We start from the raw sequence: 17,481 nt of genomic DNA on the forward strand, positions 1-17,481 counted from the left end.
CCAGTGGCCTTAACGGGCCGTTGACACGACGAAACGACCCGATGCAGTATTGCCATAAACCCTGCTGTCATACATCGACTCCGCCGCTGCTGCAGGCACGGTAAAGTTACCGGCTGCCGTCACTTTTACCTGATAACGCAGCTCAGTCATTTGCGGCCCAAAGCTGGCGTAATAAACCAACCTGTCTTCCCGGACATCTATGTAATCGGCGCGCCAATGGCTCTGCTCCCGGGCAACTGAACTTCTGATAATACTGAAACCGGCTGGTATTAAATCAATAACGGCAATATTGTTATGCCAGCTGTTGCTGGTACTTCTTATCCGCAGCCTTACCGTAAGTTCATCGCCCTGACGCGCTTCGCTGACCACTTCACCGGAGCTGTTTAAGTAGTCGCGCACTATTTCTATCTGCTCAGCGCGGGGACTGGCTGGTGGCGTTTTGGCAAAGCCACTTTCACTAACTGCATAAAACAGCGGCGCGCTGCTATTGCCAGCAGCGCGGTCAATAAGCAATTTCTCTGCATCACTGCTAAAAGCAAACCGCGGTAAACTACTGCGGTTATCGGCCGCAGTCAGTTCAGTGCGCTTACCGGCAGCATTGAGCTGATATAACTGAGGTGCAGCCGCCTCGGCTACATTCTGCAGCTGACTGTATGCTGCCAGCGCCAATACTGCATATGATGAACCAATGGTGTTGTACTGATTATCAAATACCGGTTGTAACAGGGTGACAATATGCTCGCCATCCAACGCTTTGGCTTGTTCAGGAAAATGTCTTGCCAGCAGGTACACATACTGTGCATCCAGACTCAGCTGCGGCTGAAACGCCGGGTTAGCAAACGGCGGCAGCGGACTAGCAAGTCGTTGCGCTTGCCGGCGCTGCAAATATGCCTGCTGCATGCCCGAACTTTGCCCCAGCCGGTAATTACCAATTAAGCCTAACGCCACAGCTGGCTGCTGCATCAGCTGATAGCTGGCCGCCATATATATGGCCGTAATATCCGTTTGCCAGGCCTGCTGATGCTGCTGTTGCAGCCGCTCATGCAATTCAACCAGATAGTTGGTGGTAACAATACCGCTGCGGGTCAACAGATAAATCGCATTGGCTCGTAGCCGGGCCTGATACAAATTGGCGCCACTTTGCCGGGCCACATTATGCAGGTAACTCAACCCCTGCTGATACAGATAGTCTGGCACGGCCAGCCCCTGTTCGCGGGCAGCCAGTAAAAAGTGCATAACATAAATACTGGGGAAATCGGCCGAAGAATACCCGCCAGGCCAGAAGCTGAAGCCACCATCACTTTGCTGGCGCTCTGACAGCTTTTGAATTAACACGGCAAACTGCTGTTGCACCAGCGACAAACGAGCCTGGTACCCCGACTGCTGCACCAAGCCCAGCCAGGGGAATACCTGAGACACCACCTGCTCGGTGCAACCATGCGGATAGTTTGCCAGATAATCGGTAAAGCTTTCTGCCAGCACCAGCGGATTAGCAGATGCCGCTACATGTTGCCGGGCAAATTCACTGTATAGCGGATAACGGGTGTTAAGGGTCAGCGGCATTTTGTCGCTGTATCCGGCGTTAAGAGTTGTCTGATAATGACTGGCCGGCCGGATACTTAAACTGACATCCCGGCCAGACTCCTCCAGCAATTCAGCTTGCTGATAGCGGGCGGTGAATCGAATATCAAAGCTGCCCGGGGTAGTGCCGGCCCTGACACGAAAACGGGCACTTTGCTCACTGCCTTCACTAATATTCAACTGTTGTTGCAGCGGGCTAAGTGCTGTTAAACCTTCAGGCAGGCTCAGACTGACGGTAATACCGGCATTTTCGCCTGAACCTTTTACGCCATTGGCAACAGAAACATTTACCTCAAATTCGTCGCCCGGTGCAGCACTTTGCAGTACCTCTGGTGTTAACACAAAGGGCCCCCGCACCTTAGTGTCAGCACTTGCAGCGCCAAGTGCATTATCACTGACAGCTACCGCCATCAGTTTTAAATTACCACTAAAACTGGCCGGCACCTGTACCTGTTGTTGTTGCAGCCCGGGACCTGCTTTCACCAGACCTAACCAGAATACGCCGGGTTGTTCGGCGCGCCTTGCAAACGGGTTCAGGTTTTTAGCCAGCATCATCTCGGCTGCCATCGCCATCCGCTCACGATCATCACCACCCACGCCGGCCAGCTGACGCTGCAGCAAGCTGAACTCCGGTAAAATTAAATCCAGCATCTGCATGCTACGTACCTGTAGCGCTCGTTTTTGTAAAAAATGGCCCAGCGGGTCGGGCAACTGATATCCGGCAACCTGCAAGATGCCCTCGTCTACTCCGTAAATCAGCATATCAGCCGGCTGACTTGTCTGATAACTGACATTGAACGGTTTGCCCGGCCTGACTTCGCCAGGCGCCTGCAAGGTAATGGCAATCTGACGCCGGCTACGGTCAATATTAAAGGGCACCACGGCATAACTTAACGGGCTGACAAACAGCTCGGCTGAATCTGCCGCCCGGACAAAACTGACGTTAATGTAAGCATTACCCTCCAGGCCTTCAGGTAACTGAATGCGCTGAATGCTGCTGGTAGTGCTGGCGCTAAACCAGCTGAATGCATGAACTTTATCGCTTTCAATACTGATTAAACCACTACCGGTGTATGGTGCGGTAATATTCAGCTCTATCCAGTCGCCCGCTTTATAATCGGTTTTATCCAGCTTGACCGTTAATGCCGCATTTTTCTCCAGCATGGCCGCGATATTGCCAACGCCCACCACGCTAAAGGCCAGACTACCCAGTACTGTGCCGCTACTGTCAGTTAGCTGCAGCTCAAAATCACCTGCGGTATCAGTGGGTAATGCGTAATCGGTGCCATCCTGGCTAATACTGAACGGGGTTTGCTGCAGTGCAATATCCTGCACAATACTCTGGTACTGATAGGTACCGTCATTTTGTTTTACCAGGCTGGTCACCGGCCGCTTTTCAATCAGCTGTAAGCTGAGGTCACTTAGCGCAATCTGGCTCAGGTTATTATCAATAGCAATAAAGTTAATGCTGCGCTGTTGCTGCTTTTTCAGATAACCCAACTCGCCATCCGCTTTTACTGCCACTACTTGGGCCAGAGGCGACAACAGGCTGGTTAACCGATGCCGCACACTACGACCACCGCCGGCCTCAAAGCCTTCACTGGTTACCACCAACTGATAAGTACCGCCGCTGTATTGCTCCAGCCCCAGGGCAAAGGTAGCCTGGCCGTCAGCATCGGTTTGCTGCTCATCCAGCTGCTGCCGCACCCGCTCTGGATTAACATCAGTTTGCTGCGGACTGAGTATCTGATAATCAGGGTACTCACTGAAAATGAAACTACGGGGAATAAGCTCCAATGTGGCAGCAACACGACGCTGCTGCGCTGGCGTACCAAACAAATTATCCAACTGCACCTTTACTGCTAAATCAGCCGGGTTTAACCAGCCCTTCACCGGGGCGGGCTCGGTGCCCTGAACAAACTGACTGCTGATCTTCATGCTGTCTGGCTGAAATTCTTCCACTGCAAAACTTACCGATCCCAGATGGCGCTGGGTATTACCTTTACTGTCGAGCAAACTGACACTGGCATGATAGTTACCAGTGTCACTGTGCGCCTGGGTATCCAGGCTAAAGGTATGCATACCACGGCCACTCAGGTTAAACTTTTGCTGCCAGAAGGTATTGCCCCTGGGCCCCTGCACCTGAACTTTAAGTGGCAAACCTGAGTCAGCATTGCTCAGATCACCATGGCGGATTATCGCAGCCAGCTTTACCTGCTCGCCCGGACGGTAAATGCCCCGGTCACTGAACATATAAGCCGTTAAACTTTTGCTATCTTCAGGGCTCTGGTACTGACCGCTGGTATTAAATTTTGAGTAATCCAGCTGGCGGCTGTAGCGGTCGAAAGGGATAAAGCTGGTATCAACGATGCCATTGCTACTGCGACTAACCCGGTATACCACCGGCTGCTGTTCACGCTGAAAACTGTTCGTTTTACCAAAGCTGACTGAACCGCGAGCATCTGTTTTTGCACTAAACAACGGCACGCCATTACGGCCAAGCAATGCAACGTCTGCGCCCGCTACCGGTTCGCCATTAACCAGCGACAATACAAACATCTGTTGGCTGCTGTCACTGTTATGCTTTACCAGCAGGCCTAAGTCGGTAACCAGCACCAGTCTTTTGTCCAGTTGCTGACCTTCAGTATCCGGACGAGCCGGATCAAACTCACTTAATTCAATAAAAAACAGCCCCATCCCGGCTTGTTGCAAGTATGGTGTCAGTGACAGCGCCTGATAGCTGGCCTGTTTTTGCGACCCATTATTTACGGTGTAGGTATGTTGCTGCAAACTGGTGATATTGCTTTGGTTAAACTGGTAATGCTGAAAATAAGGCTGGCTGATATCGCCGCCGGTCTGGGTAATCAAATGGTTTAGTTGCTCTGGCAACAGCTTATGCAGTTTTACCCTTACCCCTTTAACACCGCGGCTCAACAATTGTAATTTCTGTTCACCACTAAGGGTGAGCATGGCACCTTCACCGACAATTTTCGCTTCTTTCGGATAAGCAGGCGCCCGCACGACCGCCCGGTACTCGTTGGCTAGGGTAAAATCACTAACCGACTGCAGCCCCGCCGGCACACTGACAAAAACATGCTGGCCCGCTGGCAAATCCAGCTTAATACTAAAGGCATCGTCATGCGCAAGTGCAGTAGGCATCAGTTGAAAATTCAGCAGGCTGGCCTGCTGCAATACGGTGCTGTTAACCTCGCCAGGCGCCCAGTAATTTGAATTGCGCCGCGGATGTTTTGGCAGAACATACAGCTTTAATTTACTTTGCAGCTCAGCCCGCTCTAGCCGGTCGGTAAAACTTAATAGCAACATTTGCTCCGGTTGCTGCTCAGGATCGCGGACAATTTCGGTTTTCAATTCACTGACTTTCAAAAAGCTGCCTTTATCCGGCACCAGCAACTGTGCTTCGGTGGGCTCCGTGGTTTTGCCATCACCATTCGCTGCTGTTACGCCGGCTTTCAGTTTAAGTGTTAAATATTGCTCCTTCGCCGGCAGCGTCAGGTTGACAGACTGCACATAAACCTCACGCCCGGTTTTATCGGTGGTTAAACTGAATGCCAGTGCCTGCGGCTCAGTATTGCTGTTGGCTCCATCTGGCCGCATCAGCATCGTCAATTGCTGCTCAACTGATGTCAATTCAACCGGATGACTAAAACTAACAGTTGCCACTACCTGTCGGTTAGCCGGCTGTGCCGGGTCCTGATAAAAACGAAGCCGGTTAATTTCAGCTGTAAGCGGCACCGTTGCAAAATGGTATTGCTGCTGCGCCAGGTTAATCTCGGGGTTAAAAATACGCTTTTCCAGCTTAACCGTATACTTCTGCCCGGCAGGCCAGGCTTTGTCGGGGGTAAAGGTCAGAGTATTGTCGTCCTGCCACAGCCATTTACCGGCAACAGCCGGGCTTATAGTTACGCCCTCACTCAACACTTCACCTATCAAGTCAAGCCGCGCAGCAGATAACACCGGGGCTGGCATAGATGTATCGACAGGCCTGCCTTGCCTTCGCGGTTGCGGCAAAGGGCTTGGGGCGTCATCTGCCGTCGGAAAGTCGTAACTAAATTGCAGCATTACCGGGGTTGGCTGCTCAATATCGTCCTGATAATGGCCAAGCTCAGGGGCGCTAACTTCTGCAGTTACCAGCAAGGGTTTAGGTAACTGCTGGTAGTAGTAATAGCCCGCCACCATCGCCAGTATAACTATCAGCAGCAGGGTTACCGTGCCCCAGAAACGGCCGGGCCGTAGTTTAGCTGTTTGGGTTAAATCTGCCAGCCAGTGCGGAGCGGTCCAGCGGACAGAGCCAAAAATAGCTCGAAAAATATTAGTAGCAGAGGAATCGGAGGCAGGCATAACCAATCCTTGTTATTGCAGGGTCAATAAAAGCACAGATAACGCCGAGTATAACCGGCGAAAATTAATCACTGATGAACTATAGCAGTTTCGGCTTACCGGCTTAACCGCGTGTTAGTAAAGAGTTGTTATAGCAAAGAAAAGCGTTGAAGTGGTTTGTATTGCAAGCTGCCATCACACTGGGCTGACTGATAAAGTGCAAATTCACTGATGGTCAAGGTTAACGGAGGTACTGCGAGAGTGCCATCATAGCTGCCATGGCGCGCCAGCGTTACATGCGGCCGGTATTTGTCATGGATGTCGTTAAACCCCTCTGCTTTACAAAGCGCAGCAACCTGCCGTTGCAAGTCTGTCAGCGCTGTCGGAATTTGTGACGGCGCAAAATAAAGAATATCCGGTTTAGCAAAGCAGGCCAGATAATCCAGCGTCAGCGTAAAGGCCGGGCTGTCAATCTGGCTGGCAGCAGCAATCAGCCGCTGTTGCTGCTGCGCATCGACCTCGCCTAAGAAAAACAAGGTCAGATGCAGGTTATCGCTGGCAACGGCTTTGGCCTCTGGACACAGGTTAAGCGCCTGTTGCTGATACGCCAGCAACTGTTGTTGCTGTGTATCTGAGAATTTTAGGCTGAAAAACAGCCTTGCCATCAGCCTTTGGCCCGCCGGCTGGCTTTCGGTTTGCCGCTACCGCTGTTCGCAGGCCTGGCAGCTGTGCCGGACTGATTGCCAGATAAGTTGTCAGCTGCCTTGGCAAACGGTTTTTTAGGCTGTTGCTTGCGTTGGCCGGCAATCGCCTTTGCCGCCGGGTTTAAGCCGGTATGGCGACTCAGCGCCGGCTTACCGCCTTTAACTGGCTTTTTAAACTGCTCGTCCTTGCTCTCTTCCGGCACTAAACAGCCTTTACTGCGGCCAATCAGGTGCTTTAAACCCATCTTAATCAGGGCTTCGCGAATTTGCGGCCAGCCTTTAGGGTCATGATAGCGCAATATGGCTTTATGCAGCCGGCGCTGCCGCTCCCCTTTGGGAACCGCTACCACCTCAGAATTCGCTTTATTAATGTTTTTCAGCGAGTTCATTTCAGTGTGATAAATGGTGGTGGCATTGGCCATTGGGCTGGGGTAAAAGTTCTGTACCTGGTCCAGCTTAAAATCACGCTCTTTTAACCACAGCGCTAAATTCACCATATCCATATCGGTGGTGCCCGGGTGGGCGGCAATAAAGTACGGAATTAAATACTGCTCTTTGCCGGCCTCTTTACTAAAGCGGTCGAACATTTCTTTAAATTTGTCATAAGCGCCCATACCCGGCTTCATCATCTTCGATAATGGGCCCTCTTCGGTATGCTCCGGGGCTATTTTTAAATAGCCGCCAACATGGTGCTGCACCAGTTCGCGCACATAGTTCGGGTCTTCTACGGCCAGGTCGTAACGCACACCGGAGGCAATCAGCACCTTTTTAATCCCAGGCAAATTACGGGCCTCGCGGTAAAGCTCTACCGTCGGGCTTTGGTCGGTATCCATATGCTCGCATATCGTCGGATACACGCAGGAAGGCCTACGACAGGTTTGTTCGGCTTTCGGGTTTTTACAGCGCAGTTTGTACATATTGGCGGTGGGGCCGCCCAAATCGGAAATCACCCCGGTAAAACCCGGCACTTTGTCGCGAATGTCAGCAATTTCCTGCATTATCGACTCTTTTGAGCGACTTTGAATAATCCGGCCTTCATGCTCGGTAATCGAGCAGAACGAGCAGCCACCAAAGCAGCCGCGCATTACGTTTACCGATGTTTTAATCATCTCGTAGGCCGGGATCTTTTCCTTTCCATATACCGGGTGTGGTACCCGCTGATACGGCAGACCAAATACCAGGTCCATCTCTTCAGTGCTAAGCGGAAAGGCTGGCGGATTCACCCAGATATGTCGGTCGCCGTGGCGCTGCATAATCGCACGGGCACAACCCGGGTTGGTTTCCTGGTGCAAAATACGGGATGCATGGGCATACAATGGCTTATTAACGCTTACCTGCTCAAAGGCCGGCAGCTTAACGTAGGTTTGCTCCCATGGCTTTTGCCGCGCCGGTTGCACCATTATTGGCTTGGCCTCTACTTCAGCCGGCTTGCTTAAATCGATACCGGCTTTGGCAAACTCAGAATAGCTGCTGCAGCCAACATCATCTGCGCCGTAAGGGTTAGAAATCGGGTCTATTTTGCCAATTTTATCAATGGCGGTAGAATCCACCCCGCGCCAGCCCGGCAATGGTTCTTTGCGAATAACCGCGGTGCCGCGTACGTCTTGTATTTCGCTAATCGGCACACCCGAGGCAATCCGGTATGCCACTTCAATTAATGGCCGCTCGGCGTTGCCGTAAATTAAAATATCGGCCTTGGCGTCAAATATTACCGAGCGGCGAATTTTTTCAGACCAGTAATCGTAGTGGGCAATCCGGCGCAGGCTTGCCTCAATACCGCCGATAATCACCGGCACGTCTTTATAGGCTTCTTTACAGCGCTGGGTGTACACAGTAACGGCCCGATCCGGCCGCTTGCCGCCAATATCGCCCGGGGTATAGGCATCGTCGTGGCGCAGCTTTTTATCGGCGGTATAACGGTTAATCATCGAGTCCATATTGCCGGCCGACACGCCAAAGAACAGGTTCGGCTTACCCAGGCGCATAAAATCATCTTTGCTGTGCCAGTCTGGCTGGCAAATCAGCCCCACCCGGTAACCCTGGGCTTCTAACATCCGCCCAACTACCGCCATCCCAAAGCTCGGGTGGTCAACATAAGCATCACCCACCACCAGAATAACATCGCAGCTGTCCCAGCCAAGTACATCCATTTCTTTGCGCGACATCGGTAAAAACGGTGCGGTGCCATAGCACTCGGCCCAGTATTTCGGATAAGAGAATAAATCACGCTCAGGCGCCATCCGTGCTACAGGGGCAGATTTGCGGGAAACGATAGCAGCAGTGGACATAAATTAAGCACCTGAGTGAAGCAAGGGCGCGTATTATACAAGGTGTCGTGGGGAAAGGCGAATGGTGGGAATGAGGATTTACATTTACCGATAAACCAAACTAGGTCAAGGCTTTATTTTCTGGAACCTTTGGGGTCAGATCCAATTGTTACATTTACAGTTCACCTAAACCGCTTTACCGCCGCCGAATAAAGCTGGTTAATTTCGAACTTATATTACACTCAACGACAAGCTGAACGTGGTCAAGGATTTAATCGCTGCAAAAGCTAAGGTCGCAATAATGCGCCCATACAGTAGTATGCTGCAATCGCGAGCTTAATGCGCGGCCAGCTGGTGGTAGAACTCGGGGTTGTCCTGAATAGTAGCCAGCACTTTGGCGGCCAGTCCGGTTGGGTTACGGCGCTTGCTCTCCCAGCTTTTAATGGTATCCACACTGGTGCCGAGCGCCTGCGCTAATTGCGCCTGAGTAATGTCTAAGCTTTCACGCAGGGCTTTAACATCGGCCACTTCATAGCGGGTTACCCGGCTTGCTTGTTTGCGGCCTTGTTTAATCTCCACCGCTTCAGTCAGAGAATCCTTTAAATCGTTAAAGATACTCATACTACACCTCGCCTTTAAGTAACTTGGTTAACTGCTTTAACTCAGCTTTTTCAGCTGCAGTCAGGCTGTCTTTATCGTTTTTAGCATAGGCCAGCAGCATATAGATAACTTCTGCCGTTGCCAGAAAATAGATGACTCTGGCGCTGCCACTTTTACCCTGCCCATCAGTTGCCATCCGCACCTTGCGTAGCCCACCTGTACCAGCAATAAGATCGCCCTTCATCGGCTGAGCAATAAGCTCTTGCTGCAGTACCCTTAGCTCGTCATCAGTAGCAATTTGCTTGATCTGCTTGGTAAACAGTGATGTTTCGATAAACTCGATGGCATGCCATGTCAAAACTTACCTCCTTGTAAGTCATTGATGATGTACATAGTACACCTTGTGAGTTAGTTGTCCAGGTAAATACTAGTGGCCAGAAAACTGAGGGCGCAGTGATGCGCCCCTAATTTGGTGATACGTTATTACAGATGGTAATAGCTTGTACTGACAGTCTAGAAAATGCCTTAGTACTTTTTATACACCTCGCCTCTTGGTTTAGCGTCGAGGATAAGAACTTCTAACTCTGTATCATTTATTCTGTAAACAATGCGGTGATGACCAACTCGGTATCTGTATGTATCAACATAACCGGTTAATAAAATAGCACCATGCAGTTTAGGATTTTCTGCAATCTGTTCTAAAGCGGAGATGACCCGGTCGCGGATATGAGGATGAAGCTTTTTAATGTCTTTTTTCGCTTCCCTGTGAAGTATGACATTGTAACTCATTTATGCTCCTTTTTTAGCAGCAGCAAGTTCTTGTTTTAAATCCGATAACGATGAAGTTTGCTTAGATGCTTTCTGCTGACTCATTTCGAGCGTTCGCTTTGCAAGCTCTGCCCGCTGTTCTGTATTTAGTTGCTTGTCATTTTGCTTCGTCACAGACCTAAATCCTTCTTAAAATCTGTCAGACTTTGAGAACCGCTCAAATCTTTACTGCGCTCGTCAACAAAGCTGACATCTGAGCTATTGTCTAATTGATCAAGAAACCACTCGTATTGTTCTGCTGTCAGGATAGCGCCCACGGGTTTTCCTTGCTGGGTCAGAACCAGTTCGCTTTTCTGAGCGCCCAGAGCATCAACAAAGCTCTTAATAGCTTCTAAGTCAGTGATTTCTGTTTCGTTATAATTTTCCATTCTTTACTCCACTAAATTGGAATGAGGTAGATACTGCCAAAATAAAAACCTAATATCAAACAATATTTAAACAATAAATTCACACCCTAATAATTTCCCCCGGCAAAACTTGTTGAATGCTTTAAATCGTTTCAGCTTCCGGATTTTTTTGCGCCAGACAGTCAAACTGCTGAGCCTTATCGCCACTGAATTTTCCGGTTTCTAAAAAATGCAGTACCTGCTTTATAACTTTTTGCCGTTTCATCAGAAACGGGTGCGATACATTAACGGTAATCAGGGCACACATGCCTTGTACTTTGGTGTTTTCCACCGACACTTTGCCATCATCCGGATTGGGTAGAAAGTTAGACAATAACAGGTTAATAGAACTGGAGCCGGCAATGATACCCAGCTCAAAGTTTACCGGCCCGAGTTGTTTTGGTACGTCCTGCTCCCCGGTGCCCAGCTGCATGCCGGCCGGGCCGTTAAATGCTTCAAACCCCGGTAGATCCTTAATATTATCGACCACCTGGCTGCCCTGATTGGGCGGCCCCATCATAACTACCCTGCCCAGCTCTGGAATTTCGTTGTCCTGTAGATACTGACGCAGCAAAATGCCACCCATTGAATGGGTTACAAAATGAATTGCGTCACTTTGCTTATCGCGACATTGCGCCAATGCTGGCTCAATCGCCATTGGCGCCAACACTTCAATGGTGTGCTTACGAGAAGGATAATCTACATTTAGCGTATGATACCCTGCATCATCCAGGGACTGCTGCATGGTCTCCATAGCGCTGGCACTGCGGGCCAGGCCATGCAATAGCACCACACAGTCTTTCGCTATGATGTTAAATGACATAAGCAGCAAGATAGCTGGCAATGTATATCGGACAACGCTGTTTTTATCTGTTGGTAACATGGCTAAAAGCCGCATTGCTGTTTAAGGGCGTCAATGTCTTCTGTTGTCAGGTTTCGTTGCTGCGGATTCAGGGCAAAATACATTACCGAGCTAGTGCTGTCGGTGTGGCCCAGGCCCAGAGCATGGCCAAATTCATGCGCTAAGGTAAGTTGCAGTGCTGCTGGCGTGCTATATGCAAAAATAGTCATTTTGCGCTGCGTCGACGTTATTTCCATGATACCCACCTCTGATACCCGCAGCGGCTGCTGATCGGCTAAAAGTGCATTACGATCGGCTACTGTGTCATTCAGATATTCGTGCTCTCGCTGCAACTGGGCCTGTTGCTGATTTAACTGGTCAGCCTGTCGCTGCAATTGCTGCTGACGCTGTTGTAACACCTGCTGTTGTTGCTTCAGCGCCGCCACGTTACTCTGGTTGGCATTGGCTGCTTGCTGCTGGAACTGAGCAATATTGGCGGCCAACTGCTGGTTTAATTGTTCAAACTCGCGCTGGCGTTGCTGTAATTGCTCGCCTTGCTGCCGTAACGTCGCCGCGCGCTGAACAATATTAGTGTCGTAGCGCGAAATATTGCGCTCCAACAGCGCTTGTTGCAGCAAATTCTGCTGCCGCTCATCATAGCGAAAATTAATCGGAAAACCATTTACGCTGTCATAACGAAACAACTCTTGCCCGAATGCAGCGTTCCATTGTGCGGCAGCATTATGCGCTGTCTGTTCGGCCTGCTCTGCAGTCAGGGAAAATGCCGGATCAAGCTGGCCAATCCGCCACAGCACTGGTATCTGACATAACCGCTGCTGCATAGCCTGCTCGGCCCGCTGCTCCAGCACCTGCGGCACTGTCCGCTTGGCGCCCGCCAATGCGGACAACAATAAATAGCTGCCCAGCAACAGCAGCGACAAAAATACCAGTCTGGCGAGCATTATATAACCTCGTCGTTTGTATCAATATCTGGCTATTAAACCACAAAATTATGGGGTATTTCACTGCAGCAAAATAAAGTACACGGCCTAATCCTAATCAAAGAAACATAAAAAAGCCTGCGACGGTTAAGCGGCAGGCTTTATTGATTTTTACGAAGCTAAAACATGGCTATATTAGCTTGTAGACAAAATGCCAAGGTTAAGAGTGGCGGTGTGCTTTTCTGGTGAAGCGGATACTTAGTAAGCCCAGGCCAAGAATTGCCAAAGTACCAGGAGTTGGAACATTAACCGCAGAGTTTAGCCCAACAACAATGTTGTCAACTTCAAATGCCCGAGTCGTGGTGTTGATCATTCTGAAGGCGGTGAACTGCTCAGTTGCATCGAAAAAGATATTAACATAACGATTAGAGCCATCCCGATCGCCGGAAATCAGTTCTAACATGCTGGAAGTTATTCGCAGTATTGCCGGGCAAACCAACTAACTGGCGTTAAATGCCACCATTGAGGCTGTCAGAGCCGGAGAGTCGGCCCGATAATAAGTAACTTAGCGCTGCAATAGTAAGCTTTCATCGATGGCAATGAAGCGGCTGGCAGCGTTGATCAGCGCCAGCGCCGTTAAGCCTGGTACACCGTAGACCTCTACTTCGGTTTGGTATTGGTTAATCAGTTTATCGGCGAGTAAACCAAAATCGCCATCGCCGGAAACCAATACCAGCACATCACTGTGCTGGCCATATTCTATCGCATCAAGCGTAATGCCAACGTCCCAGTCTCCTTTGGCAGAGCCGTCGGCGCGCTGAATATAAGGTTTCAGTTTTACCTCAAATCCAATGGCCCGCAAAATATTCTGAAACTGGCGCTGTTTTTCATCGCCGCGATCAATGGCGTACGCAATCGCTTTTACCACGGTGCGTCCGGCAGTTACCTGCTGCCAGAATGCGTTATAGTCAAAGTTCCGGCCAAAAACCTCACGACTGGTGTAGTAAACATTTTGCACATCAACCAGAATAGTGACCCTGTTCATCGCTTTCCTTACGTTACAAAGAGAACAAAGTAACTGGCCGGCCCGGTCGGTGCAACCTTTAAAATATCCGGCGCTTGATGCCAGCACGTAACCGGCGTAACCTTTAGTAACTAATGCCAAGGAGCTGCCTGTGTATCAATTATTTATTGCCAATAAAAACTATTCATCCTGGTCTCTGCGTCCATGGTTACTGATGCAGCAATTAAGTATTCCGTTTGATGAGAAGTTGCAGCAGTTTCAGGCCGATAATTATCAGAACTTCCGCCAGTTTTCACCTACCGCAAAGGTTCCCTGCCTGCACGATGGTGATAACGTGGTGTGGGAATCACTGGCAATAGTGGAATATCTGGCAGAGCGCCATGTCGGTGTTTGGCCGGCAGATCCGCAGGCGCGTAATTATGCCCGCTGCGCGGCCAGTGAAATGCATGCCGGTTTCAGTACCTTACGCAATGTCTGTACCATGAACTGCGGCGCCCGGGTGCAATTGCACAACCCACCGGCTGCGCTGGCAACCGAACTGGCCCGGTTGGACGAGCTGTGGCAACAGGGCTTAAACCAGTTTGGCGGGCCTTTTCTGACCGGAACCTCTTTTACCGCAGTGGATGCCTTTTTTGCCCCGGTGGCCTTTCGGGTGCAAAGCTTTGATTTAAAATTAAGCGAAAATGCTATGGCCTATGTTCAGCTGCTACTTGAGTTGCCAGCTATGCAGGCCTGGTATCAGGCTGCGCTGCTGGAAAGTTGGCGGGAACCCGGCCATGAGGCGGAAGTGGGCTTGTATGGCACTATTATTAAAGACTACCGGCAAAACTAATGCCCCAAACCCGTTGCGCCAGCTTTCAGCTAAAATATGCTAAAGCTGACTTAACCAAACAAGCCGGTCAAAGCAAACTGTAGTGAGGAAATAATGAATAAAAACAGTAGTGGTGCCCAGGCTTATCAGCAGCAGGAACAAGGCTATCGCGATAAAGCCTTAAAAATGTATCCATGGGTGTGTGGCCGTTGTGCCCGTGAGTTTGTTTACTCCAACTTGCGGGAACTGACAGTGCATCATATTGACCACAATCATAGCAATAATCCAGCTGATGGCAGCAACTGGGAACTACTGTGTATTTATTGTCATGACAATGAACACAATAAATTTCATGAGTTTGTTATGTACGGCGGCACGACAGAGCAAAAAGTCGCCGCGGCCACTCATAACCCGTTTGCTGATCTTAAAGCCATGCTTAATAAAACCAGCTAACCAGCAGTACGTGCCGCCATAAGCCTAGTGGCGTATGGCGATGTCAGGAGCAGTATCAATCTCGCCTTCCTGATTGATGACAGCAAACCTGTCACCCGATCGTAAAAAGGCCAGATTGCCCGAGGTAGCGTGACGAACAAACGATAATTCGTAACCAAAACGTTGTAGTTCGGCCGCAGAAAATTTTTGTGCCAGATTAAGTTCATCCCAAAACGGTTGCAGTTCCCTAGTCGACTGGCGCCTTTCAATAACAGCAGTTTGCATTAGGTATTTACCTTGTATATTCAGACGAACGTTTAAGGTTGAACAACTTATAATCAACCCAACCTGACTTGATGAAAAATTAGTCAGTATCAGCTTACAAAACTTTTATTGCAGTTATACAGACGGCACTGACGAACGGTTTAGTTTTCTGATAAACGGTAGCGCAACGTTCGCTACACACTTTAGTATTGCAACTCGCGCATTCGCCAATTTAACGCTACTATCTTTTAATAACATTAATATCAACTAATAAAAGGTTGATTGAAAGCGATACTATCCGTAGCAGATGGTTGTATTGATGGCAGTAAAATTTATTTTAATAATCGCGCTAACACAACGTCTTGTTAAAAAGCTGGCAAAAAGATTAATCTCAGCATGGCTACCCGCCTGCGCCGTGCTTTGGTCTGGCTTGCTACCCTTTGCCATACATGCAGATCAGGCTGCTGGGTTGCAGCAGCCAATACCCTATTGTGTAGACCCGGATTGGCTGCCTTACGAGGCGATCAGAGACGGTGCTCATGTCGGGATTTCTGCCGACTATCTGCAGCTAGTTGCCCAGAAAACCGGATTACTGTTTCAGTTGATCCCTACAACATCCTGGCAGGAGTCACTGCAGTATTTGCAGGAAGGCAAGTGTCAGTTGTCACCAATGCTTAACCGCTCTGCCGCCCGTGATCAATATCTCAAATTTTCAGACGTTTATTTCCGCTCTCCAAACGTATTAGTATCACTGCGCCAGCAACCCTTTTTACAAAGCATTGAGAACATCGGAAACCGCTCATTAGCCGTTCCCCGCGGCTACCGGCTGTTAGAATATATTAAACGTTACTACCCGCAGACGCCGCTGGTACTGGTTGACAATGAACCGGCCGGATTGGAAGCCGTTGCCAGCGGTAAAGCCGATTTATTTATCGGCTCGTTATATTCAATAAACAGTCAGGTCCAGCAAAAATCCCTGTACCAATTGAAGATAGCGGGCTGGGTAGGATTGGAAGATGAACTGAGGTTTGGCGTATCAAAAGACTATCAGCAACTGGTGCCACTAATTAATGAAGCATTAAGTAGTATCAGTGAGCAGGAACAAATCAGTATTTACCAGAAGTGGACCCGGATAGATTTAATTACTGTTACCAATTACCAACTACTATGGCAGCTAGGCGGTATTGCCCTGATTATTATCCTGTTGCTCAGTATCTGGAACTACCGCAGCCGCTACTTTAATCAGCGGCTACAACAACAAAATAAAAAGCTGGAGCAATCGCAACAGCAACTGGAAAAAGCGGTTAGCGAACTGGAGTTTTTATCAAATCATGATCCGCTGACCCGGCTATACAACCGAAACCATTTTGACAGAACGATGCAACGGGTGCAGCGTCGTTCAACACAATCCCAGCAAACACTCAGCCTGATTGTTATTGATATTGATTATTTTAAAGATATCAATGATAAGCATGGTCATAGTATTGGTGACGCAATATTGCGTGAATTGGCAGAAATTTTACTGGCAGAAGTACGCGAACATGATCAGGTAACCCGCTGGGGCGGCGAAGAGTTTGTTATTTTATGCCAGCACACTACCGCAGCCGAAGCCAGAGCGTTATGCCAGCGGATTACCGGCGCGATCAGCCACTACACTTTTAGCAGCAATATTAAGTTAAGTTGCAGTTTCGGGGTAGCCGAGCAAACCCCGCTGGAAAACCTGCTGCAGTGTTTTGAACGGGCAGATAAAGCGCTGTATCAGGCCAAAGAAGCTGGCAGAAACCAGATTTGTCTGGCCTGAATCTACACTAGTTTTTAATTACCCCACCAAATTCAAAAATATTTAATTTACATTAAATTATTATTTGCTATATTTTGGCAACTAAGTTTAAACTGGAAAAGCCATGGCTGAGGTTAAACTCTGGCGCTTGCCAACACTGCTGCTGGTGTTAAGCGTAATTTTTCTGACAATTTTCTCACAACAGGTAATGGCAGACATGTTTAGTTGGCTGAAAAAATACGATGTACATTTATCTCCCCCAGTGCGTGGCATTGTTACCCTCGATGGCAAACCGGTTGCCGGTGCCCAGGTAATGCGCGAGCTGACTTATGACTCAGATTTTATCGATAAAACCGTTACGGCTGCAGACGGTAGCTTTAGTTTTCCTGAAAAAAATATCCGCTCGCGTAAGCCAGGTAGCCTGCAGGAAATGCGAACCCGGCAGGTTATCAGCCTGCAATACCAGAATAAGCCTTACCTGTTGTGGTATCTGACAACATCCAGTATCACTCCGCAGCAAGCGATAGTACAAAAACTCTCATCATTACAATGCGATTTAAATAATGAAGAGCTGGAGCAGGTGTTTACAAATTACGAAAAGCCGGATTTTCCTCACAGCACATTCAGCATTTGCCGCTGGAACGACGAACTACTTACTAAGGTAACTGAATAAGGATATCACTT

At 49.2% G+C, this 17,481-nt stretch carries 17 protein-coding genes; 4 read left to right on the forward strand and 13 right to left on the reverse strand.

Translation table 11 applies throughout. The annotated features are described in order from the left end of the window. Nucleotides 1-9: 9 nt before the first annotated feature. The 12 genes from KQY15_RS05475 to KQY15_RS05530 form a co-directional block, all read right to left on the reverse strand. Complete coding sequence (locus tag KQY15_RS05475) at nucleotides 10-5,940, reverse strand: alpha-2-macroglobulin (protein ID WP_217668018.1); 5,931 nt, start codon at nucleotides 5,938-5,940, stop codon at nucleotides 10-12. A 128-nt stretch (nucleotides 5,941-6,068) separates the two neighbouring features. Then, the gene (gene thpR / locus KQY15_RS05480) at nucleotides 6,069-6,584 is read right to left on the reverse strand and encodes an RNA 2',3'-cyclic phosphodiesterase (protein WP_217668020.1); all 516 of its coding nucleotides are present in this window, start codon (nucleotides 6,582-6,584) and stop codon (nucleotides 6,069-6,071) included. Then, nucleotides 6,584-8,863, reverse strand: a complete 2,280-nt coding sequence (locus KQY15_RS05485) for a YgiQ family radical SAM protein (RefSeq protein WP_217668515.1) — start codon at nucleotides 8,861-8,863, stop codon at nucleotides 6,584-6,586. The genes thpR and KQY15_RS05485 overlap by 1 nt, the downstream gene beginning before the upstream one ends. Before the next feature lie 363 nt (nucleotides 8,864-9,226). Then, a complete protein-coding gene (gene nadS / locus KQY15_RS05490) occupies nucleotides 9,227-9,511 on the reverse strand; it encodes a NadS family protein (protein ID WP_217668022.1) in 285 nt (94 codons plus the stop codon). A gap of 1 nt (nucleotide 9,512) precedes the next feature. Further along, a complete protein-coding gene (locus tag KQY15_RS05495; protein ID WP_217668024.1) occupies nucleotides 9,513-9,848 on the reverse strand; it encodes a type II toxin-antitoxin system RelE/ParE family toxin in 336 nt (111 codons plus the stop codon). 167 nt (nucleotides 9,849-10,015) lie between these two features. After that, a complete protein-coding gene (locus tag KQY15_RS05500) occupies nucleotides 10,016-10,279 on the reverse strand; it encodes a type II toxin-antitoxin system RelE family toxin (protein WP_217668026.1) in 264 nt (87 codons plus the stop codon). Beyond that, complete coding sequence (locus KQY15_RS05505) at nucleotides 10,280-10,432, reverse strand: hypothetical protein (protein WP_217668028.1); 153 nt, start codon at nucleotides 10,430-10,432, stop codon at nucleotides 10,280-10,282. Continuing rightward, nucleotides 10,429-10,686: a type II toxin-antitoxin system Phd/YefM family antitoxin gene (locus KQY15_RS05510; protein WP_217668030.1), complete on the reverse strand. Its 258-nt coding sequence runs from the start codon at nucleotides 10,684-10,686 to the stop codon at nucleotides 10,429-10,431. The genes KQY15_RS05505 and KQY15_RS05510 overlap by 4 nt, the downstream gene beginning before the upstream one ends. A gap of 121 nt (nucleotides 10,687-10,807) precedes the next feature. After that, the gene (locus KQY15_RS05515) at nucleotides 10,808-11,527 is read right to left on the reverse strand and encodes an esterase/lipase family protein (protein WP_217668032.1); all 720 of its coding nucleotides are present in this window, start codon (nucleotides 11,525-11,527) and stop codon (nucleotides 10,808-10,810) included. Nucleotides 11,528-11,589: 62 nt separating this feature from the next. Continuing rightward, a complete protein-coding gene (locus tag KQY15_RS05520; RefSeq protein ID WP_217668034.1) occupies nucleotides 11,590-12,507 on the reverse strand; it encodes a matrixin family metalloprotease in 918 nt (305 codons plus the stop codon). 199 nt (nucleotides 12,508-12,706) lie between these two features. Beyond that, nucleotides 12,707-12,949 carry a PEP-CTERM sorting domain-containing protein gene (locus tag KQY15_RS05525; protein WP_217668036.1) on the reverse strand — a complete coding sequence of 81 codons (243 nt, stop codon included), beginning with the start codon at nucleotides 12,947-12,949 and terminating at the stop codon, nucleotides 12,707-12,709. Between the two features lie 102 nt (nucleotides 12,950-13,051). Next, nucleotides 13,052-13,651 (reverse strand): NYN domain-containing protein, encoded by a 600-nt coding sequence (locus tag KQY15_RS05530; RefSeq protein WP_254795454.1) that lies wholly within the window; start codon nucleotides 13,649-13,651, stop codon nucleotides 13,052-13,054. Nucleotides 13,652-13,661: 10 nt separating this feature from the next. On the opposite strand from KQY15_RS05530, the gene KQY15_RS05535 reads away from it, so the two are divergent. After that, on the forward strand, nucleotides 13,662-14,342 hold the full coding sequence (locus tag KQY15_RS05535; protein WP_217668038.1) for a glutathione S-transferase family protein: 681 nt from the start codon (nucleotides 13,662-13,664) through the stop codon (nucleotides 14,340-14,342). Nucleotides 14,343-14,435: 93 nt separating this feature from the next. After that, nucleotides 14,436-14,774: a YajD family HNH nuclease gene (locus KQY15_RS05540; protein ID WP_217668040.1), complete on the forward strand. Its 339-nt coding sequence runs from the start codon at nucleotides 14,436-14,438 to the stop codon at nucleotides 14,772-14,774. A gap of 24 nt (nucleotides 14,775-14,798) precedes the next feature. On the opposite strand, the gene KQY15_RS05545 is transcribed toward KQY15_RS05540, so the two are convergent. After that, nucleotides 14,799-15,038, reverse strand: coding sequence for a hypothetical protein (locus tag KQY15_RS05545; RefSeq protein ID WP_217668042.1), 240 nt, complete (start codon nucleotides 15,036-15,038; stop codon nucleotides 14,799-14,801). 298 nt (nucleotides 15,039-15,336) lie between these two features. Here KQY15_RS05545 and KQY15_RS05550 point away from each other — a divergent pair, with 298 nt between their 5' ends. Further along, nucleotides 15,337-16,818 (forward strand): diguanylate cyclase, encoded by a 1,482-nt coding sequence (locus tag KQY15_RS05550; protein ID WP_217668044.1) that lies wholly within the window; start codon nucleotides 15,337-15,339, stop codon nucleotides 16,816-16,818. 103 nt (nucleotides 16,819-16,921) lie between these two features. Beyond that, a complete protein-coding gene (locus KQY15_RS05555) occupies nucleotides 16,922-17,470 on the forward strand; it encodes a DUF6795 domain-containing protein (RefSeq protein ID WP_254795456.1) in 549 nt (182 codons plus the stop codon). Nucleotides 17,471-17,481: the final 11 nt, after the last annotated feature.

It is taken from the genome of Arsukibacterium indicum, from assembly GCF_019100565.1.
Lineage (GTDB): Bacteria > Pseudomonadota > Gammaproteobacteria > Enterobacterales > Alteromonadaceae > Alishewanella > Alishewanella indicum.